This is a genomic window from Selenomonas sp. oral taxon 138 str. F0429 (genome assembly GCF_000318175.2).
Lineage (GTDB): Bacteria > Bacillota > Negativicutes > Selenomonadales > Selenomonadaceae > Centipeda > Centipeda timonae.
This window is the reverse complement of the sequence record NZ_KB290930.1, coordinates 188,499-210,610: the sequence shown is the minus strand read 5'-3', so window position 1 is coordinate 210,610 and position 22,112 is coordinate 188,499. Positions and strand designations below refer to the sequence as shown.

At 58.5% G+C, this 22,112-nt stretch carries 24 protein-coding genes; all 24 read right to left on the bottom strand.

Features of this window, described 5'->3' with window-relative positions; genetic code table 11:
* Positions 1 to 72 precede the first annotated feature (72 nt).
* Positions 73 to 1,017, bottom strand: a complete 945-nt coding sequence (gene thrB / locus HMPREF9163_RS02545; RefSeq protein WP_009440079.1) for a homoserine kinase — start codon at positions 1,015 to 1,017, stop codon at positions 73 to 75.
* Entirely contained in the window at positions 1,014 to 2,315 is a 1,302-nt protein-coding gene (locus tag HMPREF9163_RS02540) for a homoserine dehydrogenase (protein WP_037345896.1), read from the bottom strand. Before HMPREF9163_RS02540 ends, thrB begins: the two co-directional genes overlap by 4 nt.
* A 109-nt stretch (positions 2,316 to 2,424) precedes the next feature.
* Positions 2,425 to 3,006 (bottom strand): glycerol-3-phosphate 1-O-acyltransferase PlsY, encoded by a 582-nt coding sequence (gene plsY / locus HMPREF9163_RS02535; protein WP_009440077.1) that lies wholly within the window; start codon positions 3,004 to 3,006, stop codon positions 2,425 to 2,427.
* Positions 3,006 to 4,331: a ribosome biogenesis GTPase Der gene (der, locus tag HMPREF9163_RS02530; RefSeq protein ID WP_009440076.1), complete on the bottom strand. Its 1,326-nt coding sequence runs from the start codon at positions 4,329 to 4,331 to the stop codon at positions 3,006 to 3,008. The genes plsY and der overlap by 1 nt, the downstream gene beginning before the upstream one ends.
* A 26-nt stretch (positions 4,332 to 4,357) precedes the next feature.
* Complete coding sequence (locus HMPREF9163_RS02525) at positions 4,358 to 5,749, bottom strand: DUF512 domain-containing protein (RefSeq protein WP_009440075.1); 1,392 nt, start codon at positions 5,747 to 5,749, stop codon at positions 4,358 to 4,360.
* An 82-nt stretch (positions 5,750 to 5,831) separates the two neighbouring features.
* On the bottom strand, positions 5,832 to 6,986 hold the full coding sequence (rpsA, locus tag HMPREF9163_RS02520) for a 30S ribosomal protein S1 (protein ID WP_009440074.1): 1,155 nt from the start codon (positions 6,984 to 6,986) through the stop codon (positions 5,832 to 5,834).
* Complete coding sequence (gene ispH / locus HMPREF9163_RS02515) at positions 6,983 to 7,813, bottom strand: 4-hydroxy-3-methylbut-2-enyl diphosphate reductase (RefSeq protein ID WP_009440073.1); 831 nt, start codon at positions 7,811 to 7,813, stop codon at positions 6,983 to 6,985. Before ispH ends, rpsA begins: the two co-directional genes overlap by 4 nt.
* Before the next feature lie 129 nt (positions 7,814 to 7,942).
* Entirely contained in the window at positions 7,943 to 8,308 is a 366-nt protein-coding gene (gene crcB / locus HMPREF9163_RS02510) for a fluoride efflux transporter CrcB (RefSeq protein ID WP_009440072.1), read from the bottom strand.
* A complete protein-coding gene (locus tag HMPREF9163_RS02505) occupies positions 8,305 to 8,928 on the bottom strand; it encodes a histidine phosphatase family protein (protein ID WP_009440071.1) in 624 nt (207 codons plus the stop codon). Before HMPREF9163_RS02505 ends, crcB begins: the two co-directional genes overlap by 4 nt.
* Positions 8,929 to 8,950: 22 nt before the next feature.
* Positions 8,951 to 9,829: a GHMP kinase gene (locus HMPREF9163_RS02500; protein WP_009440070.1), complete on the bottom strand. Its 879-nt coding sequence runs from the start codon at positions 9,827 to 9,829 to the stop codon at positions 8,951 to 8,953.
* The gene (gene cobS / locus HMPREF9163_RS02495; protein WP_009440069.1) at positions 9,820 to 10,587 is read right to left on the bottom strand and encodes an adenosylcobinamide-GDP ribazoletransferase; all 768 of its coding nucleotides are present in this window, start codon (positions 10,585 to 10,587) and stop codon (positions 9,820 to 9,822) included. The genes HMPREF9163_RS02500 and cobS overlap by 10 nt, the downstream gene beginning before the upstream one ends.
* A gap of 11 nt (positions 10,588 to 10,598) precedes the next feature.
* Positions 10,599 to 11,561 carry an adenosylcobinamide-phosphate synthase CbiB gene (gene cbiB / locus HMPREF9163_RS02490; protein ID WP_009440068.1) on the bottom strand — a complete coding sequence of 321 codons (963 nt, stop codon included), beginning with the start codon at positions 11,559 to 11,561 and terminating at the stop codon, positions 10,599 to 10,601.
* Complete coding sequence (locus tag HMPREF9163_RS02485) at positions 11,558 to 13,090, bottom strand: cobyric acid synthase (RefSeq protein WP_009440067.1); 1,533 nt, start codon at positions 13,088 to 13,090, stop codon at positions 11,558 to 11,560. The genes cbiB and HMPREF9163_RS02485 overlap by 4 nt, the downstream gene beginning before the upstream one ends.
* A complete protein-coding gene (cobU, locus tag HMPREF9163_RS02480; protein ID WP_009440066.1) occupies positions 13,090 to 13,659 on the bottom strand; it encodes a bifunctional adenosylcobinamide kinase/adenosylcobinamide-phosphate guanylyltransferase in 570 nt (189 codons plus the stop codon). The genes HMPREF9163_RS02485 and cobU overlap by 1 nt, the downstream gene beginning before the upstream one ends.
* Positions 13,647 to 15,014 (bottom strand): cobyrinate a,c-diamide synthase, encoded by a 1,368-nt coding sequence (locus tag HMPREF9163_RS02475; RefSeq protein ID WP_009440065.1) that lies wholly within the window; start codon positions 15,012 to 15,014, stop codon positions 13,647 to 13,649. Before HMPREF9163_RS02475 ends, cobU begins: the two co-directional genes overlap by 13 nt.
* Positions 15,015 to 15,028: 14 nt before the next feature.
* Entirely contained in the window at positions 15,029 to 15,664 is a 636-nt protein-coding gene (locus tag HMPREF9163_RS02470; RefSeq protein ID WP_009440064.1) for a precorrin-8X methylmutase, read from the bottom strand.
* Positions 15,665 to 15,679: 15 nt separating this feature from the next.
* Positions 15,680 to 16,462, bottom strand: coding sequence for a precorrin-6A reductase (gene cobK, locus HMPREF9163_RS02465; RefSeq protein ID WP_009440063.1), 783 nt, complete (start codon positions 16,460 to 16,462; stop codon positions 15,680 to 15,682).
* Entirely contained in the window at positions 16,459 to 17,214 is a 756-nt protein-coding gene (cobJ, locus tag HMPREF9163_RS02460) for a precorrin-3B C(17)-methyltransferase (protein ID WP_009440062.1), read from the bottom strand. Before cobJ ends, cobK begins: the two co-directional genes overlap by 4 nt.
* Complete coding sequence (locus tag HMPREF9163_RS02455) at positions 17,202 to 18,293, bottom strand: cobalt-precorrin 5A hydrolase (RefSeq protein WP_009440061.1); 1,092 nt, start codon at positions 18,291 to 18,293, stop codon at positions 17,202 to 17,204. The genes cobJ and HMPREF9163_RS02455 overlap by 13 nt, the downstream gene beginning before the upstream one ends.
* On the bottom strand, positions 18,290 to 19,045 hold the full coding sequence (cobM, locus tag HMPREF9163_RS02450) for a precorrin-4 C(11)-methyltransferase (RefSeq protein ID WP_009440060.1): 756 nt from the start codon (positions 19,043 to 19,045) through the stop codon (positions 18,290 to 18,292). Before cobM ends, HMPREF9163_RS02455 begins: the two co-directional genes overlap by 4 nt.
* A gap of 9 nt (positions 19,046 to 19,054) precedes the next feature.
* On the bottom strand, positions 19,055 to 19,630 hold the full coding sequence (gene cbiT / locus HMPREF9163_RS02445) for a precorrin-6Y C5,15-methyltransferase (decarboxylating) subunit CbiT (protein ID WP_009440059.1): 576 nt from the start codon (positions 19,628 to 19,630) through the stop codon (positions 19,055 to 19,057).
* Entirely contained in the window at positions 19,630 to 20,271 is a 642-nt protein-coding gene (cbiE, locus tag HMPREF9163_RS02440) for a precorrin-6y C5,15-methyltransferase (decarboxylating) subunit CbiE (protein ID WP_009440058.1), read from the bottom strand. The genes cbiT and cbiE overlap by 1 nt, the downstream gene beginning before the upstream one ends.
* On the bottom strand, positions 20,261 to 21,379 hold the full coding sequence (gene cbiD, locus HMPREF9163_RS02435) for a cobalt-precorrin-5B (C(1))-methyltransferase CbiD (RefSeq protein WP_009440057.1): 1,119 nt from the start codon (positions 21,377 to 21,379) through the stop codon (positions 20,261 to 20,263). The genes cbiE and cbiD overlap by 11 nt, the downstream gene beginning before the upstream one ends.
* Positions 21,380 to 21,481: 102 nt before the next feature.
* A complete protein-coding gene (gene lexA, locus HMPREF9163_RS02430) occupies positions 21,482 to 22,096 on the bottom strand; it encodes a transcriptional repressor LexA (protein WP_009440056.1) in 615 nt (204 codons plus the stop codon).
* Positions 22,097 to 22,112: the final 16 nt, after the last annotated feature.

Sequence of the window (22,112 nt, the reverse complement as noted above, 5' to 3'; positions counted from 1 at the left end):
ATTTGCCGACACAGTGCGGGCAAAAAAGATGCGTTAAGATGGCGGCGCTGAATTTATCAGTGATTCCCTAAATCATCTCTTTCGCTGCTGGAGCCGCAGGACACGCGCCCCCTTCGTATCGAGACGCAGATGAAGGGGGCGTGCCTTCACATCGTGCGCAAGGAACGCTTCCTGCATGGCGGCTGCCACTTCCTCCGTGCATTTGCGATGCTCGGGAGCAAAGGCAATGAGGCAGGGTCCCGCCCCGCTCAAGACTGCCCCGTAGGCGCCTGCCTTCTTCGCTGCGGCAAAGACATCAAACATGCCCGGGATGAGGGATGCGCGATAGTTCTGATGGAGTGCGTCCTCAAAGGCATTGCCGAGATGTTTCTCCGAACCGCGCGCGAGCGCTGCGACCATCATCGCTGCATGGCTGACGTTGAATACAGCGTCCTTCATGGGGACTTCCGAGGGTAGTACCTCACGCGCAGATTTTGTCGAGAGATAGAAGTCCGGCACCATGACGACAAAGCGCATAAAGATACGCGGCAGGAAGGAAAAACATTCCACATGACCGTTTGTCACGGTGTTTACCGTGAATCCGCCATAGATTGCAGGCGCAACATTGTCGGGATGTCCCTCGATGTCTGTCGCCAGCTGCAGGAGATCATCACGGCTGAACGGACTGCCGACAATGGCATTTGCCGCAGTAAGCCCCGCCACAATCGCCGTTGCACTGCTGCCAAGTCCACGTGACAGCGGAATCCGATTGTTCATGCGGATCTTTGCGCCCTGGAACTCCTCCGCACGGTCGGCACGCTGGAGAAGATATTGAATGGATTTCCATACGATATTGCGCTCATCGCCCGGAATATACGCCGCGCCTTCGCCGCGCGCAGAGATATGAAGCCCCTTTTCGTGCGTGAGCGTCAGCGTCATTTCGTTATACAGCGTACAGGCAACCCCCAACGCGTCAAAACCCGGGCCGAGATTCGCACTTGTCGCAGGAACGCGCACCCGTACGGATCGCTCATTCATAGCAGATCCTCCTGCCCGTCTGCAACGCGGATCAAGCTGCGCACCTCACGTACGACGGGGAGCGCCTCGAGTGCCTCTACTGCTGCAGATGCCGCTGCATGGGTGACGACATGGGTCACGGCGACAATCTCTGCATCCCCAGTCTCCGTCCAACGCGCCTGAATCACGGACTTGAGGCTGACCCCCGCACGCCCGAATGTCGTTGCAATCTCTCCGAGCACACCCGGCTCATCTGCAACAACGAGACGCAGATAGTAGGAAGACTTCGTCTTTTCCACGGGACAGAGCTTCTTTCTCTCCCCGATCTTGTACTTCATGCGGCCCGTCGTACCGGACACAATATCACGCGCAATCTCGATGATGTCCGCAACCACCGCCGAAGCCGTAGGGAGCGAACCTGCACCACGTCCGTAGAACATCGCATCACCGAGCACATTGCCGCGCACAAAGATCGCGTTGAACACCCCGTTCACCGAGGCAAGCGGATGCGTCTTCGGCAGGAAAACGGGGTGGACGCGGACGTCGATTCCCTCCTCCGTATTGCGCCCGACCGCGAGAAGTTTGATGACGTAGCCGAGGTTGAGTCCGTACTCTATGTCATCCTCGGTGATATGCGAAATGCCCTCAACGGAGACATCTTCGAAACCGATGACCGTATCAAAGGCAAGTGAAGCAAGGATTGCAGCCTTGCGCGCAGCATCGAGACCATCCACATCCGCCGAGGGATTTGCCTCCGCATAGCCCTTTTCCTGGGCGCGTCGCAGGACGGCATCATAGCTGACGTGCTTTTCGGTCATCTTCGTCAGCATGTAGTTCGTTGTACCATTGACAACGCCCATAATCTCCGAGATGCTGTTTGCCGTCAGACACTCCTTCAGCGGCTTGATGATGGGAATGCCACCGCCGACACTCGCCTCATAGAGGAAGTCAACATTGTTCTCATCCGCAGCAGCATAAAGCTCGGCAAGGTGCTCTGCAATGACATCCTTATTCGCCGTGACAACGTGCTTGCCCGCCGCCATCGCGCGTAACATATAGTCCTTTGCAGGCGTAAGTCCGCCCATCACCTCGACGACAACCGAAATCTCCGTATCATTCAGGATCTCGTCAAAATTATCCGTGAGTGCAATGCCCTCAGCCTCGGGACGATGTTTTTTTGCATCGCGCACGAGAATCTTTGCAATCTCAATATGTGTGCCGCTGCGTCCCGTAATCGTATCCACATTCATCGCAAGCGTACGCACGACACCAGAACCAACAGTTCCTGCCCCGAGAAGTGCAATCTTTATCGTATTCACCAAATTATATCCCCCAGTCAAGCCTGTCCAATTACTTCGAGGCGATAGAACGATTTTTATAGCAGTCTGAGTATACCATATCTAAGCGTAATCAACAAATAAAAGGACGCTAAATCTTATTCTCTGTCCCGTTCATCAGGCGCTTGATGTTCTCACGATGTCGGACGATGACAAGAATCGCAGCAATCACGGTAAACAGCACATATTCCATCGGATAGCCGTAGAGCGCCGCAAGAATCGGTGTAAGAAAACCCGCGACCACCGAGCCGAGTGAAACATAGCGTGTCATATAGACAATCGTAAACCAAACGACAAATACAATGAATGTCACATTTCCCATCAGCATTGTCAGAACGCCGAGCAATGTCGCAACGCCCTTTCCCCCGCGAAACCGCAGGAAAAGAGAAAAGCTGTGCCCGATGATCGCAAAGAGCCCACCGATGACCGCCGCAAGCGGCGTCCCGACAAGGAAAATCCCCAGTGCAACACCTGCCTGCCCCTTGAGGCTGTCTGCAATGAAGACGGCGATGCCGGGTCCCTTCCCCAATGTCCGCCATGCATTCGTTGCACCGATATTATGGCTGCCGTGCTCCCGCAAATCCGTATGCCAGAAGAGCTTTCCAAGAATCAGCCCGCTCGGAATCGAGCCGATCAGATAGGCGAGAATTGCCGTGAGAATATAGTCCGTCATTATTCCTCCTCCTTGCGTGCCCGTACGACAAGGCGCAGCGGCGTTCCCTCGAAGCCAAAGCTCTCACGCAGACGGTTCTCAATGAAGCGCAGGTAGGAGAAGTGCATGAGCTCGGGATCGTTCACAAATACGATGAACGTCGGCGGCGCAATTCCCACCTGTGTGACAAAGAGGATCTTTAGCTGCTTGCCCTTCTTCGTCGGCGGTGGATTGACCGAGACCGCATCGCGGATGAGTTCGTTGAGCACGCTCGTCTTGATGCGCATGGACTGCTGCTCCGCAACGTATTTGACCAGCTCCGTCACGCGCTCGACGCGCTGTCCCGTGAGTGCCGATGTATAGAGCACAGGTGCATATTGCAGGAAGCCCAGTTTCTCTCGCAGATCATCCGTGAAGCGGAGCGTTGACTTATCGTGTTTCTCCGGGAATATATCCCATTTGTTCACGACAATGATGACACCCTTGCCAGACTCGTGGACATATCCCGCAATCTTCGTATCCTGCTCGAGAATTCCCTCGGCGGCGTTGATGACCATGAGCACCACGCCCGCACGGTCGATTGCGCGCAGGGAACGCATGACACTGTAGCGCTCCACGGGCAGAGTGATCTTCCCCTTGCGGCGCATCCCCGCCGTATCGATGAGCAGATACTTCACGCCGTCCCGCGTGAAATGCGTGTCGATCGCATCCCGAGTCGTCCCGGGCACGTCGCTGACGATGACACGTTCTTCGCCGAGCAGACGATTCACAAGCGAGGACTTGCCGACGTTCGGGCGGCCGACAACGGCGATTGCAATCTCGTCGGACTCAGCGCCGTCGCTGATCTCCTCGGGGAATGCCGCAACGATTGCATCGAGCAGATCGCCGAGATTCATCGCATTCGACGCGGAGATGGGAATCGGGTCGCCTAGTCCCAACGCATAAAAATCGTAGATCAGTGACTCGCGATCAAAGCTGTCGATCTTGTTGACGGCAAGGATGACGGGCTTCTTCGTCCGTCGTAGGAGGCGCGCCACCTCCTCGTCCGAGGAGGTCAGCCCAGCACGTCCGTCGACGAGGAGGAGGATGACATCCGCCTCCTCCATCGCCAGCTCTGCCTGACTGCGCATCGAGCGGAGAATGTGGTCGCTCTCGTCGAACTCGATGCCCCCCGTATCAATAATTGTAAACTCGTGATTCAGCCACTCCGCATCCATATAGATGCGGTCGCGCGTTACCCCCGGCATATCATCGACAATTGAAACGCGCTTCTTGCCAATCTGATTGAACAGCGTCGATTTGCCGACATTCGGCCGTCCGACGACCGCCACAATAGGCTTGCTCATCCGCTTCACTCCTCTCCTGCATCCAGTTAGCTTGCCGCAGACTTTGTATAGCCCGCATTGCTCTGCCACGTATAGCCGCCGCTCGGGCGCTCGCGATGGTACGCGCCCCATGCCGCAAGCGCCTCCCGATAGTCACGCCCCGTCGCCACAGGCTCGATGCGGACAGAGGGAAAGGACTCCCTCATCGCGTCGAGACTCATATCGTCGAGAAAGACATCTTCGCCCTCACGCAGCGCAGACGCGGGGATCAGTACACCATCCACCTCATGCGTGAGAGCGTTCAGTGCCTGCATAATATCGTGCCCCGTCAGAAGCCCCGATACATTGACCGTCGCACCGAAATGTTCATTCACGACAGGAAGAACATGAATGCGCCGCGCATCAGGGTCGAGCTCGCGCGCCAGCTGCTCCATCACGGGCGCAACCGCCGTACCGCTGACGACCGCAATGCGCGCCTCATCATCCTCCTCATCCATCGCTGCGCCGGCCTTCACCCACTCCTCGATGAAATTGCGCGTCAGTCCGATTCCGTTGTCGAGCTGCGGGAATCCATCGTACATCTCTGCGGACGGCACCTCACGTCCCGCGAGGAAGTAGAATTCATCGCCGAGATAGATGAAGGTGCGCCCCTCCTCCGCACGCATGCGTTCCTGCCATGCTTCCACCTGATCGATCACGTGCGCAGCGCCCTCTTGGTCGAATTGGACAAGCGGAAAGGGATCGCTGCGGTGCTTCGTGAGCCCGACGGGCACGATGGCAAGTGAGAGGGCATGGGGACGGCGCGCCGTGATATCGCGAATTGTGCGTTCGAGCTCCTCCCCGTCATTCAGCCCGTAGCAGAGAACCACCTGCGTATGATAGTCCGCGCCCGCTGCCTCGAGTTTTGCGAGCTGTCCAAGGATATCCGCCGCGCCCTTATAGCGCAGCATCTCGGCACGCAGCACAGGATTTGTGCACTGAACCGATACGTAGAGCGGAGAGAGATGATACCGCTCTATACGCGAAAAATCCGCCGCCCCCATATTCGTCAGCGTCACAAAATTGCCGTAGAGAAAAGAAAGGCGGTAGTCGTCATCCTTGACGGAGAGACTGTGGCGCATATCCGGTGCAATCATATCGACAAAGCAGAAATAGCAGTGATTGGCGCAGGGGCGAATCCCGTCAAAGACAGCATGCTCGAACTCCACGCCGAAGTCCTCATCGTAATCCTTATCGAATGCAATCAGCTCCTGCTCCCCATTTGCATGCTCCACGAGGAGCTCGATCTCCTCGTCCGCCATTGCAAAACTGAAATCAATGATGTCGCGCAGCGGCATATCGTTGACCGCGAGGATCTTATCCCCCGGCACAAGCCCCAGTTCCTCGGCAATGCTCCCTTCCAGCACGCGCAAGATAATGCCCGGATACGTTCTCGCCATATTCCCCTCCTTTCCATTTCATGAAAAAGGAGTGATTTGCATCACTCCTTTATTGTTCTTATAAAGTTATTCGCAGTCCGGCTTACTTCAGCCAATCGAGGTGAGCCTCGACCTGTCCCTCTGTATTTTCGCTGGCTTCCGCCTTCTCTGCCTGACGCTCATCGACATACTTCTTGATCTCTGCCGCATCTGCATCACGCTTCGCCTTGGTGATCGAAAGCGAAATGCGCTTGCGCTTCGTGTCGATGCGGAGAACCTTAACCGTCACAACATCGCCCGTATGAACAGCTTCATCGGCACGCTCAATGCGCTTCTCGGCAAGTTCGCCCATCGGAATGAGACCGTCAAAGCCCGGCTCGATCTCCATGAACGCACCAAAGTCCGTCAGCTTGATGATCTTGCCTTCGATGAAGTCGCCCTCGGCGTACTGCTCCGCCTTCTCCACCCACGGATCCGGAAGCGTATCCTTCACCGAGAGGGAGATGCGCTTTGCATCGCGGTCGACGCTCTTGACAAAGACATCGAGCTCCTGCCCAACCTCGAGCACCTCAGAGGGATGCTTCACACGATGCCATGCGAGATCGGAGATATGCGCCAAACCATCCACGCCACCGATATCGATGAATGCACCGTAGTCGACAAGGCGCTTGACCGTGCCGCGCACAGTCTGCTCCGGCTCGATGACCGAGAACACAGCCTCTTCCTTCTCCGCGCGGTCACGCTCGAGAAGCTTGCGGCGCGAGAGCACAAGACGGCGCTTCTGAACGTCGATCTCGATGATCTCCGCCTCTACCGTCTGATCGACATAGACCGCGAGATCCTTGACGAAGTGCAGCTCCATCTGAGATGCTGGAATGAATCCGCGCAGCCCCATGACGTAGGCGACGAGTCCGCCCTTGACTTCTTTCGCAATCTTTGCCTCGACTGTCTCGCCCTTCTCCTGGATCTCCTCGATGACCTTCCATGCAGCCATCTTGTCGGCTTCCACCTTGGACAGGCTACCGCCGTTATCACCGCCAAGCGACTTGATATAGACATCGATCACATCGCCGACCTTCACGACATCGCGTGCATCGTCCGGCGCAGGAACGGCAAGCTCCCTCTTAGAGACAGGAATCTCCTGCTTGTAGCCGATATCGACATACGCCTCATCACGGGATACCTGAACGACTTCCCCTTTGACAACCGTACGCTCTTGGATATCGGGCATATCTTCCTGTTCCAAAAGTTCCTTCATGCTCTGCTCTGACACTGTTTATAAACCTCCTTGATAATCCAGTCCGGCGTAGATGCGCCAGCTGTAATACCAATTTTATTAACATGATTCATCCACTCGTCCTGTAATTCTGCTACAGTTTCGATGTGGTATGTTTTGCATTTTGTTGCACATATCTGGGCAAGCCGCGAGGTGTTCGCACTGTTCTTGCCGCCGATGACAAGCATCACGTCAACCTTCTCGGCGAGCTCCAAAGCTGCCGCCTGACGCAGATCCGTTGCCGTGCAGATTGTGCGCAGAATCTTAATCTCGCGCGACTTCTCCAAGAGACACGACACAATGCTCTGAAACCGTTTGGCTGAGAACGTCGTCTGCGAGACGATCCCGAGCTTTCCGATGCGGGGCAGCGCCTCTGCCTCCGCCTCTGTCTCGATAATATGAGCACCATGCCCCGTCCATTCGAAGATACTCTTGACCTCCGGATGGTTCTTCTCTCCGACAATGACGACCGTATATCCTTCCTCGGACAACAGCTTTGCCGAGAGCTGCGCTTTCTTGACGTGCGGACAAGTCGCATCCACGAGTTCTAAGCCGCGTGACTCCGCCTCCTCATACACCTTTGGTCCCACTCCGTGCGAACGGATGATGACGAGCCCATCCTCCATCTCATCGAGTGAGCCGACAGTGCCCACACCTTCGTTTTTGAGGCGCGCCACCATCTGCGGATTATGAATGATCGGGCCCAGCGTACTGGATGTTCCATCCGGCGAGGCATTCTCTCGGGCAATCTCAATGGCGCGCTTCACGCCATAGCAGAATCCCAGATGCTCAGCTAAAATAACCTCCATAGACCTCACCAAAAACGTATATTGATTCTCAATGAATCGATATATACGGAATCCTATCCACACAATCTGAGTAACAGTATAACACGCCTGCCTCTCCCACGCAAATAAAATTTATTTTTTTTACATTTGTCATCCGCTGACGAAATTTCTCGCCGCAAGGAGAGCAAAGAGCCCGAGCAGAACACTCAGCGTGATGTAAAGAATACCGATGGCGATCTTCCCCTCCTCGATGAGGGTCAGGGATTCGAGTGAGAACGTGGAAAATGTTGTAAAGCCGCCGCATATGCCTGTCTGCAAAAAGAGGATGAGGCGCGGATCTATATTGCTGTGCTTGCCTGCAAGTCCAACGACGAGTCCTATGGCAAAGCATCCGATGAGATTGACGACAAAGGTGCCTAGCGGAAATCCGCTGCCGAGTTTCGGGATGATCTGACCGAGGAGATAGCGAAAAATTGCACCGAGTGCGCCGCCAAGCCCGACCGCAAGGATGTTCACTGTACATCCTCTGCACGCAGGTGAGAGGTATCATTCATCAGCGTGACCACGGCAAATCCGTCATCTTCGAAGCGGATCTTGTTGACTGCGGTATTGAGCTGAGAGACATGCCAGATGGAGCGAATCGGCATGGAGAGAATGTCGGCGAACAGAATGCGGATTGACGCACCATGTGAAACGATGACAATGCGCTTCCCGCGCTCCTGCGCGACAATCTCGCGCACGCGCCCGGCGACGCGCCGCTGAAACTCCGGAAATGGCTCACTGTCTGGAATATTCACCCGCTCTGGATCGTTGTAAAACGTCTTCATCGCGTCGGGGTTCTCTGCGTTGACATCGTTGAAGTTACGCCCCTCCCACGAGCCGAAGTTCAGCTCGCGTAGCAGCGGGTCAGAAATGACCTCAAGTCCGAAGCGCTGCGCCAGAGGTGCCGCCGTCTCCATCGCACGCGTGAGATCGCTCGCATAGATTGCATCCACATGATCGACAACAAGATTTTTTCCAAGCGCCGCCGCCTGTGCGCGCCCCTCCGCCGAGAGCGGTACATCCGAATGCCCCTGAAAGCGCCCCGTCTTGTTCCACTCCGTCTCCCCATGCCGTATGATGATGATCTCTGTCATATCCCCCTCCCCTTTCCATGTATCAAGATTTGATCTCACAGATTACGCCGCCGGAAATAAGGCGTGCCGTCTGCATATAGCTGTAGTTTCCGTCAAATTCTGCGGCAAGCTCCTGCGTCCGTCTCTCCACATCCGAGGCTCCCAGCTCCGATGCCCAGAGTGCACCGACCACGGTGCCGCTGTGCGCCACGAGAACGCCGAGTGCCCCTTTCTTCTGCGAGGACTGAATAAACGCATCCAGCTGTGGCTTTTCCAGATGTTCCTGATTGAGGCGCGCGCTCGCCGTCGCCGCCTGTCCGAGTAGCATTTCCTGACGATCCCCCTCCGTGCGGAACGCCTGCCCCACCGTCGTAAGCATCTGTCGATATGCCGCATCCTGACTGCCGCGATTGCCCTTGCTCTGATAGTAGGCGATAGTGTCAACGGTACCGCCCACATCGAAGATGGAGACGGCGAGGAGCGGTACATTCGAATACTGCCCGAAGAGTTCGCCTGTCGTATGGCTGACGTGGGAAAGCCCCGCAAAGGCGATGCCGTCGCTCGGCTCAATCGCAATCGCAATGTCCATGATCTCACGCCCCGTGAGTTCGCGTCCAAGCGCGCGCGCCGCAGCATAGGAGACTGCCGCAATATCGGCACTCGAGGATGCCATACCCTTGCCCTGTGGAATCTCGGAATCAAGCCGTATGCCAAACGGGAGAGAGTCCTTGCCGATATGGGCAAGCGTCCGCCGCAGAGCCTCCTCCGCTTTTTCCCCAAGCCCATGCACGCCCGTGAACTGATCCGAGACCGTCGCCACGGCATACATGCTGATGGGCGCGGTCACAAGAAATGGCGTCCCGTCGAGAACGCCTTCCACGAGTTCGCCGCAGGATGCGGGCGCTTTTGCAATTATTTCCATAAAATCCCCCAAACATTCGGATATGATGACGCAAGTGAAAATATGGCGAGGACAAGGGTCTCCGTGAGCACGGTCGCCGCCCCGTAGACATCGCCCGTAACCCCACCGAGGATATTGGTCATCGTACGGCAGAAGAAGAGCACAAAGAGCGTACCGAGTACGAGCGCAAACGTAGCGAGCATTCCCCACGGCAGGACGAGCACCGCCGTCGTCAACGCGGCGATCACGACGGTGCTGCGATCCGCCATATCCGCGAATGTCTTGCCCATGCCGTCCTCACGCGCATAGGGAAAGCACGCAACGGCGAGCACCATCGCGAGTCTGCCGATGATCGGCATGACGAAGAGCGCAGGTACGAGCAGCAGAGGCGCCATATCGGAGAGCAGGGCAAACTGGACGAACATGAGCATGACAAACGATACAACACCGAATGCGCCGACGCGGCTGTCCTTCATGATCTCGAGCTTGCGCGCACGCTCCCGCCCCGAGAAGACACCGTCCGCCGTATCCATAAAGCCGTCCGCGTGCAGACCGCCCGTCAGGAGGAGCGGCAGGATGAGCAGGAGCGCGGCAGTCAGCGACCGCATGCCGAGCACATAGAGCAGCAGCCACGCGGCAAGAGCATAGCAGATACCGAGCACAAGCCCGACGAGCGGAAAGAAGCGCGTACTGCGCCCGAAATCCTCCGCTGTCCACACGGTCTGTCTGACGAGATGAATGCGCGTGAGGAATTGTAGTCCGATCAGAAAAGAATTCATGAAGTGCTTCCCTAAATATGATAATAGAGAGATAGGAGATAGTAAAGCAGCAGATAGAGGACGGTCACGGTATACATGAGGCGGATTGCGCCGAGGATGTGCTTCGCCGTAATCTCCATATGCGCATCTCCCATATAGGCGCGGAAATGTCGCTCGCCGAAGTAGTAATTGATGCCGCCGAGTCGGATGTGCAGTGCCCCCGCAACGGGCGCCTCCGCATGACCGCCGTTCGGACTCGGATGCCCTGCGGCATCGCGCACGAGAATGTTCAGCGCGTTGCGCCCGTCATAGCCGAGCAGGAACGCCGCCATCACGAAAAGTATGCCTGTCATGCGTGCGGGAACGAAGTTCAACACATCGTCCACGCGCGCCGCCATGCGTCCGAAGTAGAGATAGCGGTCATTCTTATAGCCGAGCATGGAATCCATCGTATTCGCCGCGCGATAGAGAACGGCAAGCGGCGCGCCCCCAAGCGCAAAGAAGAAAAGAGGCGCAATCACGCCGTCCACGGTATTCTCCGCTACCGTCTCGATTGCCGCACGCGCGGCATCCGCCTCATCGAGTTCTGCCGTGTCGCGTCCGACAATATAACCGACGTGCTCCCGCGCAGCCGCAATGTCGCCCTTGACGATCAGGGCATAGATGTCCTGCCCCGCCCTGGCAAGCATGCGCGGCGAAATACAAAAGTAAAGGAGAATGACGCTGACGACATCCGCGCCCCATGCCACGGGCAGCTGACGCGCCGCCAAGAGAAGCCCATCGGCAAACGCGTAGGAAATGCAGAGTACAAGCAGCGTCAGGAGCGATCCCATCGCAAATTTCTGCGCGTCGCTCCCCCGCAGCGGATAGAGCAGCTTCTCCAAAAATGCAATCAGGCGTCCCAGTACGGCGACGGGATGCCATCGCGTCTGCGGATCGCCGAGCACAGTGTCGAGAAAGAACGCCGCCATAGCGATGAGAGCGGGCGAGATCATCTGCGCCCCTCCACGATTTCGCGCAGCTTCTCCATGTCGAGGCTCGTGCGCACCGTCTTGGCGAGACGGTCATAGGCGCGTTCCTTCTCCGCACGGTGACGGTACTGCACGGGCAGCTCCTCCCGGCCGCGCCGCACGCGCAGACGGTTGAGCAGGGCACGGCGGAAGTCGTCGTCATCGAATACGCCGTGGATGTACGTGCCCACGACAAGCCCATCCGCCGAGGCCGCTCCGTCCGGCAGATCCACCGCCGTCCCCGCTGCCGAAACAATGCGGAACGGACGATGAACATCTTCGATAAAGCGCGTCTCCCCCATATGAATCTCATAACCGGGAAGCCCCGTGCCCGCAATCCGCGCCCCCAAAAAGGGAAGGTCAGCGGACGCCGTAACCTGACGCAGACGCTTCGTCGCCGCAAAGCTCGTCTCAATCGGCAGATAGCCGAAGCCCGCCGTCTCATCGTGCTCGGACTCCGTATGCAGCGGATCACGCACAACACGTCCGAGCATCTGATAGCCGCCGCAGATGCCAAAGAGCGGCGTTCCCTCTGTCACGCGCGCACGGATTGCATCCTCCAAGCCCACCTCACGGATGTAGAGCAGATCCTCCGTCGTATTCTTCGATCCGGGCAGGAGGATGAGGTCGGGCGTCCCGAGCTCGCGCGGCGTGCCCACATAGTAGAGCGCGACATCCGGCTCGTTTGCGAGCGCATCAAAGTCCGTAAAATTCGAGAGCTTCGGCGTGCGGATAACGGCAATGCGCAGCTGATCGCTGTGCGCGGCGCCATCCCCATAGTGCTTCTCATCCAGCGACACCGAATCCTCCTCGTCGATGCCGAGCTGCTCGATATGCGGCACAACGCCGAGCACGGGCTTCCCCGTCTTTTCCTCAAGGAAGTCGAGTGCAGGCGTCAGCAGGGTCACGTCACCGCGAAATTTGTTGATAACAAGCCCCTTGACGAGGGCACGCTCCTCCTCATCGAGGAGTTCGAGTGTCCCCACTAGGGAGGCGAGCGCGCCGCCGCAGTCGATGTCCGCGATGAGGAGGACGGGCGCGCGCAGATGCTTTGCGACGCGCATATTCACAATGTCGTTTGCCTTGAGGTTGATCTCGGCTGGACTGCCCGCCCCCTCGATCACAAGCAGGTCATAGTTTTCCTGCAAGACATCAAGGGCTTCCTCGACCGCGCCCCACGCCTTGAGCGAGTAGCCCTTGTGGTACTCACGCGCGCTCATATTGCCGACCGGCTCGCCCATAATGACGACCTGCGACTGCGAATTCCCCGTGGGTTTCAACAGAACGGGATTCATATGCACCTCGGGCGCAAGCTCCGCCGCCTCTGCCTGTGCAACCTGCGCGCGCCCCATCTCACGCCCGTCGAGCGTGACATAGGAGTTCAGCGCCATGTTTTGTGCCTTGAACGGCACGACGCGCTGCCCCTCCTGCCGAAAGATACGGCAGAGCGCCGTTGTCAATATGCTCTTGCCGACGTGGGAGCTCGTCCCCATCAGCATAATGCTCTTAGCCATCAGATCGCCTCCGCAAGTTTCTTGATGTTCACGGGAATGCCGCAGGTAACGAGATAGACCTCTGCGGCGCTGCGCGCAATCTGCTGATTCGCCAGCCCCGCCATATCGCGGTAGAGGCGTCCAAGGCGATGTTCTGGCACAATGCCCGCCCCCACCTCGTTCGTGACGAAGATCGTTGTCGCCTCCACCTCCTGTGCCGCCTGAATCAGCGCACCAATCCGCTCCTCCACATGGAGCACAAACGAGTCACGCTCCTGCTCGTCTTCGGGATATTGGAGCATATCATTGCTTAGGAACATTGTAATGCAGTCAAAGAGAATCACGCCGTGCGACTTCCCCGCCGCGCGGATGGCGTTCTCAGAAAAAAAAGGTGCCTCATAGGTCGACCAGTTGGCAGGACGGCGCGCCTGATGGAGATCGACACGCTGCTGCATCTCCGTATCGTAAACCTGCGCCGTCGCGATGTAGGCGACCTGTGCCCCCGATGCGGCACAATGTGCGGCATACTGCTCGGCAAATGCGGACTTGCCCGAGCGGACGCCGCCCGTCACGAGAATTATCTGCCCCATCTGCGACACGCCTCCGTGAAATGCTCTGAGGCTTCCGTGCAGCCCGCAAAGTGCAGATGCAAATAACTGCCGAGTGCATTTTTGTACGCATGCCCCGCAGAATACTGTGCGTTATTGCGCAACTTTGTAAAGCGGAGCGGGCGCACCGACTCCGAAGTCTCCTCCGCCTCCTCCACGGAGAAATGGAATTCATGTCCGTGAAGCACAAGCCCCGCCGCACCGAGCACGGTATCCACTGTCTGCTCCGCTTCCACATAGCCGACCATCTGCAGTTTCTCCGTCATGCGCGCGCGCGCGGGGAAGATGCCGACCATCTCATGCTCTGCCCCATCAAAGTCAATCAACGAATTCATCAGATACATATAGCCACCGCATTCGGCATAGATGGGCATCCCCGCCTCTGCCGCACGGCGGATCGAGGCACACATCGCCGTATTCTCCGCCAGCTGCCGCGCAAACATCTCGGGGAAACCGCCGCCGATGATGATCCCATCAACATCGGGCAAGGCTTCATCGTGCAGCGGGCTAAACGTGACGATCTCCGCGCCGTGCGCCTCGAGTTCTGCAAGGCTCGCCGCATAGTAGAAGGAAAACGCCTCGTCGCGCGCCACGCCGATGCGGACGGAAGATACAGCATCCGTCCGCACGGGAGGGGCAACAGACAGCGAAGAGGCACTGCGGGCAAGTTCCAGAATTGCGTCCAGATACAGCCCCGTCTCGACCCGCTGCCCAACAGTGGCGATCGTCGCCGCCGCCGCGTGCTCCTCCACGGGCGTCAATCCGAGATGGCGCTCGGGCAGAGCGAGCGCGGCGTCGCGCCGCAGTGCACCGTAAACGCGCAGCTCGACGCCCTCCATCGCCGTGCGCACCATCTCCTCATGCGTCTCGCTGCCAAGACGGTTGAGGAGCACGCCCGCGAGATTGACCGCAGTGTCATAGACGCGAAAGCCGAGTGCCGTTGCCGCCGCAGACGCTCCAACGGATTTTGCGTCAATGACGAGGAGGACGGGTGCGTCCAACGCCTTTGCAATCGCAGCCGTCGAACTGACGCCACGCCGCCCGCCGTCATAGAGCCCCATGACGCCCTCGATGACGGCGATGTCCGCATCCGCGCATTCGCGCGCGAAGATCTCCGTCAGACGCTCCTCCGGCACGAGCCACGTGTCCAGATTATGCCCCGTGCGCCCGCTCGCTAGCTGATGATAGCCGAGGTCGATATAGTCCGGCCCCACCTTGAAGGACTGCACGCGAAGACCACGCGCGCGCAGGGCTGAGAGAAGCCCTGTCACGAGCGTGGTCTTGCCGCCACCCGACTGCGTCGCCGCAATCACAATGCGCGGGATATTCCACTGCATGAATCTATCTCTCCTTAGGGACGCGTGTTGTCAATGAGATACATGAGCGCGTTGATCGCCGCAGCAGCAATCGGGCTGCCGCCCTTCGTGCCCTCGACGGTGATATAGGGAACAATGCCGTGTGATGCAAGCGCCGCCTTGGACTCTGCCGCGCCCACAAAGCCGACGGGAATGCCCACGATGCAGGCGGGACGGATGCCCTCCTCACGCACGAGGCGTAGCACCTCGAAGAGTGCCGTAGGCGCGTTGCCGATGGCGACAATGCTGCCGTCGAGCGCCTTGCCGAACTGGCGCATGGCAACCATCGAGCGCGTAATGCCCTCTTCCTTCGCACGGACGGCAACCTCGGGATCAGCAACCAAACAGTGCACCTCACCGCCGAAGGAGGCGAGCTTCTTCTTGTTGATGCCCGTGCGCACCATCTCGACATCCGTATAGATGTGCGCACCCGCCTTCAGTGCCTCGATGGCACGGTCGATCGCCTCGGGATGCACGCGCGTGATCGGCGCATAGCCGACATCGCCCGACGCATGGATCAGGCGCGAATAGAGCTTCGTTTCGCGCTCATCCAGATGAAGCCCCTCCAAATGGGGGGCAATCAGCTCCATGCTGCGGTTTTCAATCGCCATCGGCTCCTTGATAAAATCCATGAATAACTCCTATTTCTACGATTCACTGATCGAATCGACAAATGCCTTTACTTCTTCATAGCTGTGTGCCAAATGCGGATAGGAAAGCACGGGGCGGTCGATCACGACGACGGGCAGATTGAGATCCGCCGCCGCCTGAAATTTGGCATCCGTGCCGCCAATTGTCCCGCTGTTCTTTGTGATGATAACATCCGCCTGATACTTCTCATACATACTGCGGTTCAGTTCGCGCGAGAACGGCCCCTGCATCGCAATGATCTGCGCCGGCGTCAGCCCGAGCCCCTCACAGAGAGCAATGACCTCCGCCGTCGGCAGAACGCGTGCAATGAGGGTACAGTCCGCAAGCGGCTTCGCCTTTACAAAGCGCTCCAGATTGCGGCTGCCCGTCGTCAAGAAAATATTTTTCCCGAAGCGTGCCGCGACCTCTGACGCCTCTTCATAGGAGTGCACGAGATGCACATTCTCATACGAAATGTCCGTGAGATCGCGCTCAAATCGGATGTAGGGAATCCCCGCCGTAGCGCACGCCGTCATGGCGTTGCGCGAGACATTGACGGCGTAGGGATGGGTCGCGTCGACGAAGACGTGCACGCCATGCTCTGTGAAAAATGCGCGCAGGCCATCCTCGTCGAGTGGTGTGTCATTGATGAGGAGGCGACCGCTGCCGCTCTCCCGCTGCTCTGCGAGGAGCTGCTGCCCGTAGGAGCTGACGACCGATGCCGCCACGTCATATCCTGCTACACAGAGGCGACGCACGATCTCACGTCCGTCCTGTGTGCCTGCTGCCGTGAATATCAAAGCCCCGGCTCCCGCTTCTGATAGCCGCGCGGCGTAATCATCCAGTCGCCCACCGTCCGCGTCTTTGAGTTGCCGATAATGACGAGCGAGAACATATTGATGTCCTCCTTCGTAAAGTCGCCAAGCGTGGAGATCAGCGTCGCCTCATTCGCACGGCTCGCCCCCGTCACAATGCCAACAGGAGTCTCGGCTGCACGGTGGCGCAGGAAGATCTCCTGCACGGCGTTGATCTGCCCAACGCGCTTATTGCTGCGCGGATTGTAAAGCGCGGTGACAAAGTCTCCCTTTGCCGCGAGCTCTGCGCGCTCCTGAATGATCTCCCACGGTGTGAGCAGATCCGAGAGACTGATGACAACGAAGTCATGCATGATGGGCGCGCCGAGGAGCCCCGCCGCTGCACTCATCGCCGAGACTCCCGGGATGACGCCGCCGAATTCGGGGCGCTCCGCCTCGTCCATCTTCACAAGCAGCTCGAGCACGAGTCCTGCCATCCCGTAGATGCCAGCATCCCCGCTCGAGATGACGACGACCGTCTCCCCCGCCGACGCCTCCTTGAGCGCCGCACGACAGCGGTCGATCTCCTGTGTCATGCCCGTATCGAGCACCTTTTTCCCTTCGACCAGCTTCGCGATAAGATCCACATAGCGCTTGTAGCCGACGACCGTCGTTGCTTCTTCAATCGTACGTCGTGCGCGGTAGGTCATATCGTCCAGACTGCCGGGACCGATGCCCACAACACTTATTTTTCCCATAAGAGTGCCACCGTCACTTTCCCAAATGATGTTTTCCCGAGCGCCATGCGCCCGCCTGCTTTACCTGCCGCACAGATCGCCGCCGCTTCGGATACATTCCCGACGCCGATCGTCTGTCGGACAAAATCGGACTCCTTTAGCCCGTATTGTTCAATCATTGCTGCAAGTGTCTCGTTCGAGAAAAAGCGTATCTCCCGCCCGAGCGTCTCCGCCGCCGCGAGCAGCCCCGCCTCATCGCGCTTGACCGTCGTGCTCGCGAGGAGATCGATGCCAGACGGCTCTCTGCCGATTATGCCGCACGCCTCCGTCAGCGCACGCAGGATCTTCGCCTCGGGGATACCCGCGCGGCAGCCGATGCCCGCAATGAGACGACGCGGCACGAGATACAGTGTGCGCGGCGCATTTTCCTGCGGAAGGTCATCCGCCGCCGTGATAATGACGCGGTACTCATCCGCCCCCACGGGCGGTATAGCCCCACGAAAGAGACGTGCCTGCACTTCCTCCGCGCGCAGCTGCGCCTCGTAGAATGCGGCATGCGGCAAATCGCTCGCAATGTAATACGCGATTTCCTTGCCCTCGAGCAGCGCCGTGTTCAGCACCTGTATTGCCGATTTCGGCACGGGGCGCAGCGCAAGCCGCGCGGCAATCGCATCAGGGGCAAGCATGCCCGTCACATCCGTTGCCGTCGTAATGACGGGGTCGGCGCCCACCGCTGCGCAGAGCTTCCGCGTGAGTTCATTCGCGCCGCCGATATGCCCCGAGAGGAGGCTGATGCCGTGCCGCCCCGCCTCGTCAAAGACGAGGACGGCAGGATCGTATAATTTATTTTCCACATAGGGCGCAATCATGCGCACAACAATACCCGTCGCCATCACGCAGACGAGTGCATCATAGCGTGTGAACGCTTCACGCATGACATCTGCGAGGCGTTCAAAATACACGATGTCATGCTCCGTCGAAACAACACTGCCGCGCAGACGCTCGGGCAGATGCACCGTCACACCGCCCTCCACAGCGCCCGCGAGGCGGTCTGCGAGAGCCGCACCGCCCACAGTGAGCGCAAAGAGCGCTGTCCTCATGCTTTCGCGTCCCGGAACATGTGCGAGAATTGCGGTGCGTAGAGCTGCGAGAGCTCATATTCCGTATTGAGGCAGTCCCCAACCACGATCATCGCTGTGCGGTCGATCTCCTCTGCCTTCACCTGCTCCGCAATCGTCGCGAGCGTACCGCGCAGGATCTTCTGCTCCGGCCATGTCGCACGCTGTACGATTGCAATCGGCGTGGTCTCCTCGTAGCCGCCCGCGATCAGCTCCGCCGCAACCTCCTCGATCATTGCAATCGAGAGGAAGATGCACATCGTCGCATGATGTGCGGCAAGGCTGCGCAGCTTCTCGCGCTCCGGCACGGGCGTACGTCCCTCGTTGCGCGTGATGATGACCGTCTGAGAGATGCCAGGCAGCGTATACTCCTGCCGCAGCGCCGCCGCCGTCCCGAGAAAGGAGCTGACACCGGGCACAACATCGTATGCAAAGCCGCGCTTCTCCCATGCGTCCATCTGCTCCTGTATCGCCCCGTAGATCGCGGGATCACCCGTATGGAGGCGCACGGTCATCTTTCCGTCGGCTTCTGCCTGCGCGATAACTTCCACCACCTCGTCCAGCGTCATATGCGCCGAGTTGTGGATCTCCACCCCTTCCTTGCAGTAGTCAAGGAGAGCCGGATTGACAAGCGACCCCGCATAGATCACGACATCCGCCTCCGCAAGATAGCGTGAGCCCTTTACCGTGATGAGTTCAGGATCACCGGGACCCGCACCGACAATATGAATCATATATGTTCCTCACTTTCTTTGAGCAGTGATAATGTAAATGGGATTGAGCGCCTTTGCCATATCGTACGGACCGACGCGCTCCAGTCGGCTGATCTGCACCTGTATCGCCTCGTAGGTATAGCGGTCTGCGTGTGCGTGGAAATAGTCCAGACAGGCGGCGACCGTCTGCATTGTAATTGCATTCGCCACAATGCGCCCATCGGGGCGCAGACGCTCCCCAATGATATCCAGAATATCCGCGAGGCGTCGTCCGCTGCCGCCGATCAGAGCCACATCCAGCGCCGGCAGACCCGCCAGCGCATTGGGGGCAGCCCCCTCCACGACACTGATATTCTCCACGGAGAACTTCTTTGCATTCTCCGCGATCAGCCCGATTCCCTCGGGGTTCTTCTCAATCGCGTACACATACCCCGCAGGTGCAAGCCGTGCCGCCTCGATCGAGAGTGAGCCCGTGCCCGCACCGATGTCATAGACGACGGCATTGGGCGCAATCTGCGCCTTGACGAGCGTAAGGATGCGAATCTCCTCCTTCGTCATAGGCACCTTGCCGCGCACAAATTCCTCGTCTTTGATCCCAAGATTCATCAATATTTCTCCTCATGCGCACAGACAATGATGACACCGTGCCCGATGCCGTCCGTGTCCGCCGCCTGACCTATCGTCATTTCTGTAATCTGCTCATCTGCATACGAAAGCCGCGTGCAAACATACATGGTGTCATCGCTGCTCCATCCGTGCGCCATCAAACGCGCGGCAATAGTCTGCGAGTTGTTCCGCCCATCCGTCAGCATGCCGAGCACAGCGCCCTCCGTGCGGAGAAGCTCTGCCTCATGCGGTTCACGCCCATGAAAGCTGAGAAGCCGCGCAGCGTGCCACGGCAGCGCCAGCCGCGCAAATGCCATCTGCAGGGAGCTGATACCCGGGATGACCTCGATCTGCCCGATGGGAAAGCTGCGCCGCAGCGCGTCGAGCAGCGAATAGTAGCCGGGATCACCTGAGACCATGACGACGACATCATCTGCCGCAAGTGCATCGCGTATAAAGGAAAGTATGCCCGGAATATCCGCACCGATGGCGCACTCGCGCGCCCCGCTGTGCGAAAAATCCGCAAGCGCACGCTTCCCCCCAACAAGGATACGCGCATTTTCGATTGTTTTCTGTGCTTTTGGCAACAAATACGCAGAATCTCCAGGGCCGATGCCGACAACGATAATTTTATGACTCACGGTTCAGTCTCCATCCATAGTCACGGGCAAAGGAAAGCGCCCGCGCATCCGCACCGAGAATATCCCCTGCAAAGTTCACCATCAGCGCGCCGACCTGAACTTTGCCGAAGAGATAGCGTTCCGCACGGACGTGCACGCGCTCGGCGATGACGGCACAGACACGCTCCGCAAGCCCTGCCTCGGCAATGACCTCCATTGCATCCTCCGTCGTATTCGACGCGAGCACGGCGCGTACCGCCTCCTGCGCCAGCCCCTCCGCTGCCGCATAGGCAGCAAGCGTCTCAAGGCGCGCATCCGCAACGCGGTTGTGCGTGTGGAATACGCCCGCCGCCATCTTCACGAGCTTGCCCGTATGCCCGAGGATGAGGATTTTCTCCGCGCCGCGCTCCGCCGCACGATCGAGCATAAAGCCAATGAAGTTGCTCGTCTCGATCAGCGCCGACTGCGAGACACCGAGCGAGAGCGCAATGCGCTCCCCAATCTTGCCGGGGACAAAGACAAGTACAGGCTCGCCTGCGGCAAGCGCTACGTTGATCTGCGGTACGAGGGAGTCCTTGAACGCTTCCTCCGACATCGGGCGGAGCACCCCCGTCGTCCCGATCACGGAGATTCCACCCTCGATACCGAGCACGGGATTGAGCGTTTTCTTCGCCAGTTCCACACCTGCGGGGATGGAGATCGTCACGCGCGCGCCGACATCGACGCTCCCCATCATCTCCTCCACGACATTGCGGATCAATGTCCGCGGCCCCATATTGATCGACGGCTCACCGACGGGGAGACTCATGCCGCGTTTCGTCACCGTACCTACGCCCTCGCCTGCGCGAAATTCAATATCATCCGTTTCATCGAGAAGCATAAGCGTTGTGAACACAGAGACACCGTTCGTGATATCGGGGTCATCGCCCGAGAACTTCACGACCTCCGCGCGAATCCCCTCCGCCGTCTCGACAACATCCTTCACGGGAATCGTCAGAGGCGTGCCGTCCAGTGCCGTCAGCCTGACCTCGCGCCAGTCCGCCCCCGCCATATGGAGGAACGCCGCCTTGACGCCCGCCGCCGCGCACGCCCCCGTTGTATATCCGCTACGTAATTCGCCCTTTGCCATACAAATAAATCTCCACAAGAGAAAACAGAGTTATTATAACATTCTTCCATGGAAATGAAAAGAGAGCGCCGTACTTTTCACACAACGCTCTCGAAATGTCCATCAAATGTGACGATAGAGTCCGATGACCTTGCCGAGAATCTGCACATCCGTCTCGTAGAACGGCTCCATCGAATCGTTCTCCGGCTGCAGGCGTATGCAGGTCTTCTCGCGGAAGAAGCGCTTCACCGTCGCCGACTCGCCGTCGATCAGCGCCACGACGATATCCCCGTTGTTCGCCGTCGGCTGCTGACGCACGAGGACGAAGTCCCCGTCGAAGATGCCGACGTTGATCATGCTGTCGCCCTGTATGCGTAGCATGAATACATCCTCCGAGGTTCCAAGCAGCGCGCGGGGGAAGGAGAAGACCTCCTCGACGTTCTGCTCCGCGAGAATCGGCTCACCCGCTGTCACCGTGCCGACAAGCGGCACAGGGAGCGTACGCCCCCACGGGTTCTCGCCCATGATGTCGATCGCACGCGGCTTCGTCGCATCGCGTCGAATCGCGCCGTTCTCCTCGAGCATGGCGAGATAGCGATGTACCGTCGAACTTGACTTCAGTCCGACGGCTGTTCCGATCTCGCGCACCGAGGGCGGATAGCCCTTCTCGACCAAGAAATCCTTGATGTACTGCAAGATCTCGGATTGACGCCGTGTGGAGATTCTGGTTTTCTTCACGGTAATACCCCCTGAC

What these genes read in the sequence shown, in the direction of transcription:
- thrB (WP_009440079.1), bottom strand. Translation starts at nt 1,017, where the DNA reads ATGAATGAGCGATCCGTACGGGTGCGCGTTCCTGCGACAAGTGCGAAT.
- plsY (WP_009440077.1), bottom strand. Translation starts at nt 3,006, where the DNA reads ATGACGGACTATATTCTCACGGCAATTCTCGCCTATCTGATCGGCTCG.
- der (WP_009440076.1), bottom strand. Translation starts at nt 4,331, where the DNA reads ATGAGCAAGCCTATTGTGGCGGTCGTCGGACGGCCGAATGTCGGCAAA.
- HMPREF9163_RS02525 (WP_009440075.1), bottom strand. Translation starts at nt 5,749, where the DNA reads ATGGCGAGAACGTATCCGGGCATTATCTTGCGCGTGCTGGAAGGGAGC.
- rpsA (WP_009440074.1), bottom strand. Translation starts at nt 6,986, where the DNA reads ATGAAGGAACTTTTGGAACAGGAAGATATGCCCGATATCCAAGAGCGT.
- ispH (WP_009440073.1), bottom strand. Translation starts at nt 7,813, where the DNA reads ATGGAGGTTATTTTAGCTGAGCATCTGGGATTCTGCTATGGCGTGAAG.
- HMPREF9163_RS02505 (WP_009440071.1), bottom strand. Translation starts at nt 8,928, where the DNA reads ATGACAGAGATCATCATCATACGGCATGGGGAGACGGAGTGGAACAAG.
- HMPREF9163_RS02500 (WP_009440070.1), bottom strand. Translation starts at nt 9,829, where the DNA reads ATGGAAATAATTGCAAAAGCGCCCGCATCCTGCGGCGAACTCGTGGAA.
- cobS (WP_009440069.1), bottom strand. Translation starts at nt 10,587, where the DNA reads ATGAATTCTTTTCTGATCGGACTACAATTCCTCACGCGCATTCATCTC.
- cbiB (WP_009440068.1), bottom strand. Translation starts at nt 11,561, where the DNA reads ATGATCTCGCCCGCTCTCATCGCTATGGCGGCGTTCTTTCTCGACACT.
- HMPREF9163_RS02485 (WP_009440067.1), bottom strand. Translation starts at nt 13,090, where the DNA reads ATGGCTAAGAGCATTATGCTGATGGGGACGAGCTCCCACGTCGGCAAG.
- cobU (WP_009440066.1), bottom strand. Translation starts at nt 13,659, where the DNA reads ATGGGGCAGATAATTCTCGTGACGGGCGGCGTCCGCTCGGGCAAGTCC.
- HMPREF9163_RS02475 (WP_009440065.1), bottom strand. Translation starts at nt 15,014, where the DNA reads ATGCAGTGGAATATCCCGCGCATTGTGATTGCGGCGACGCAGTCGGGT.
- HMPREF9163_RS02470 (WP_009440064.1), bottom strand. Translation starts at nt 15,664, where the DNA reads ATGGATTTTATCAAGGAGCCGATGGCGATTGAAAACCGCAGCATGGAG.
- cobJ (WP_009440062.1), bottom strand. Translation starts at nt 17,214, where the DNA reads ATGGGAAAAATAAGTGTTGTGGGCATCGGTCCCGGCAGTCTGGACGAT.
- HMPREF9163_RS02455 (WP_009440061.1), bottom strand. Translation starts at nt 18,293, where the DNA reads ATGAGGACAGCGCTCTTTGCGCTCACTGTGGGCGGTGCGGCTCTCGCA.
- cobM (WP_009440060.1), bottom strand. Translation starts at nt 19,045, where the DNA reads ATGATTCATATTGTCGGTGCGGGTCCCGGTGATCCTGAACTCATCACG.
- cbiT (WP_009440059.1), bottom strand. Translation starts at nt 19,630, where the DNA reads ATGAATCTTGGGATCAAAGACGAGGAATTTGTGCGCGGCAAGGTGCCT.
- cbiD (WP_009440057.1), bottom strand. Translation starts at nt 21,379, where the DNA reads ATGGCAAAGGGCGAATTACGTAGCGGATATACAACGGGGGCGTGCGCG.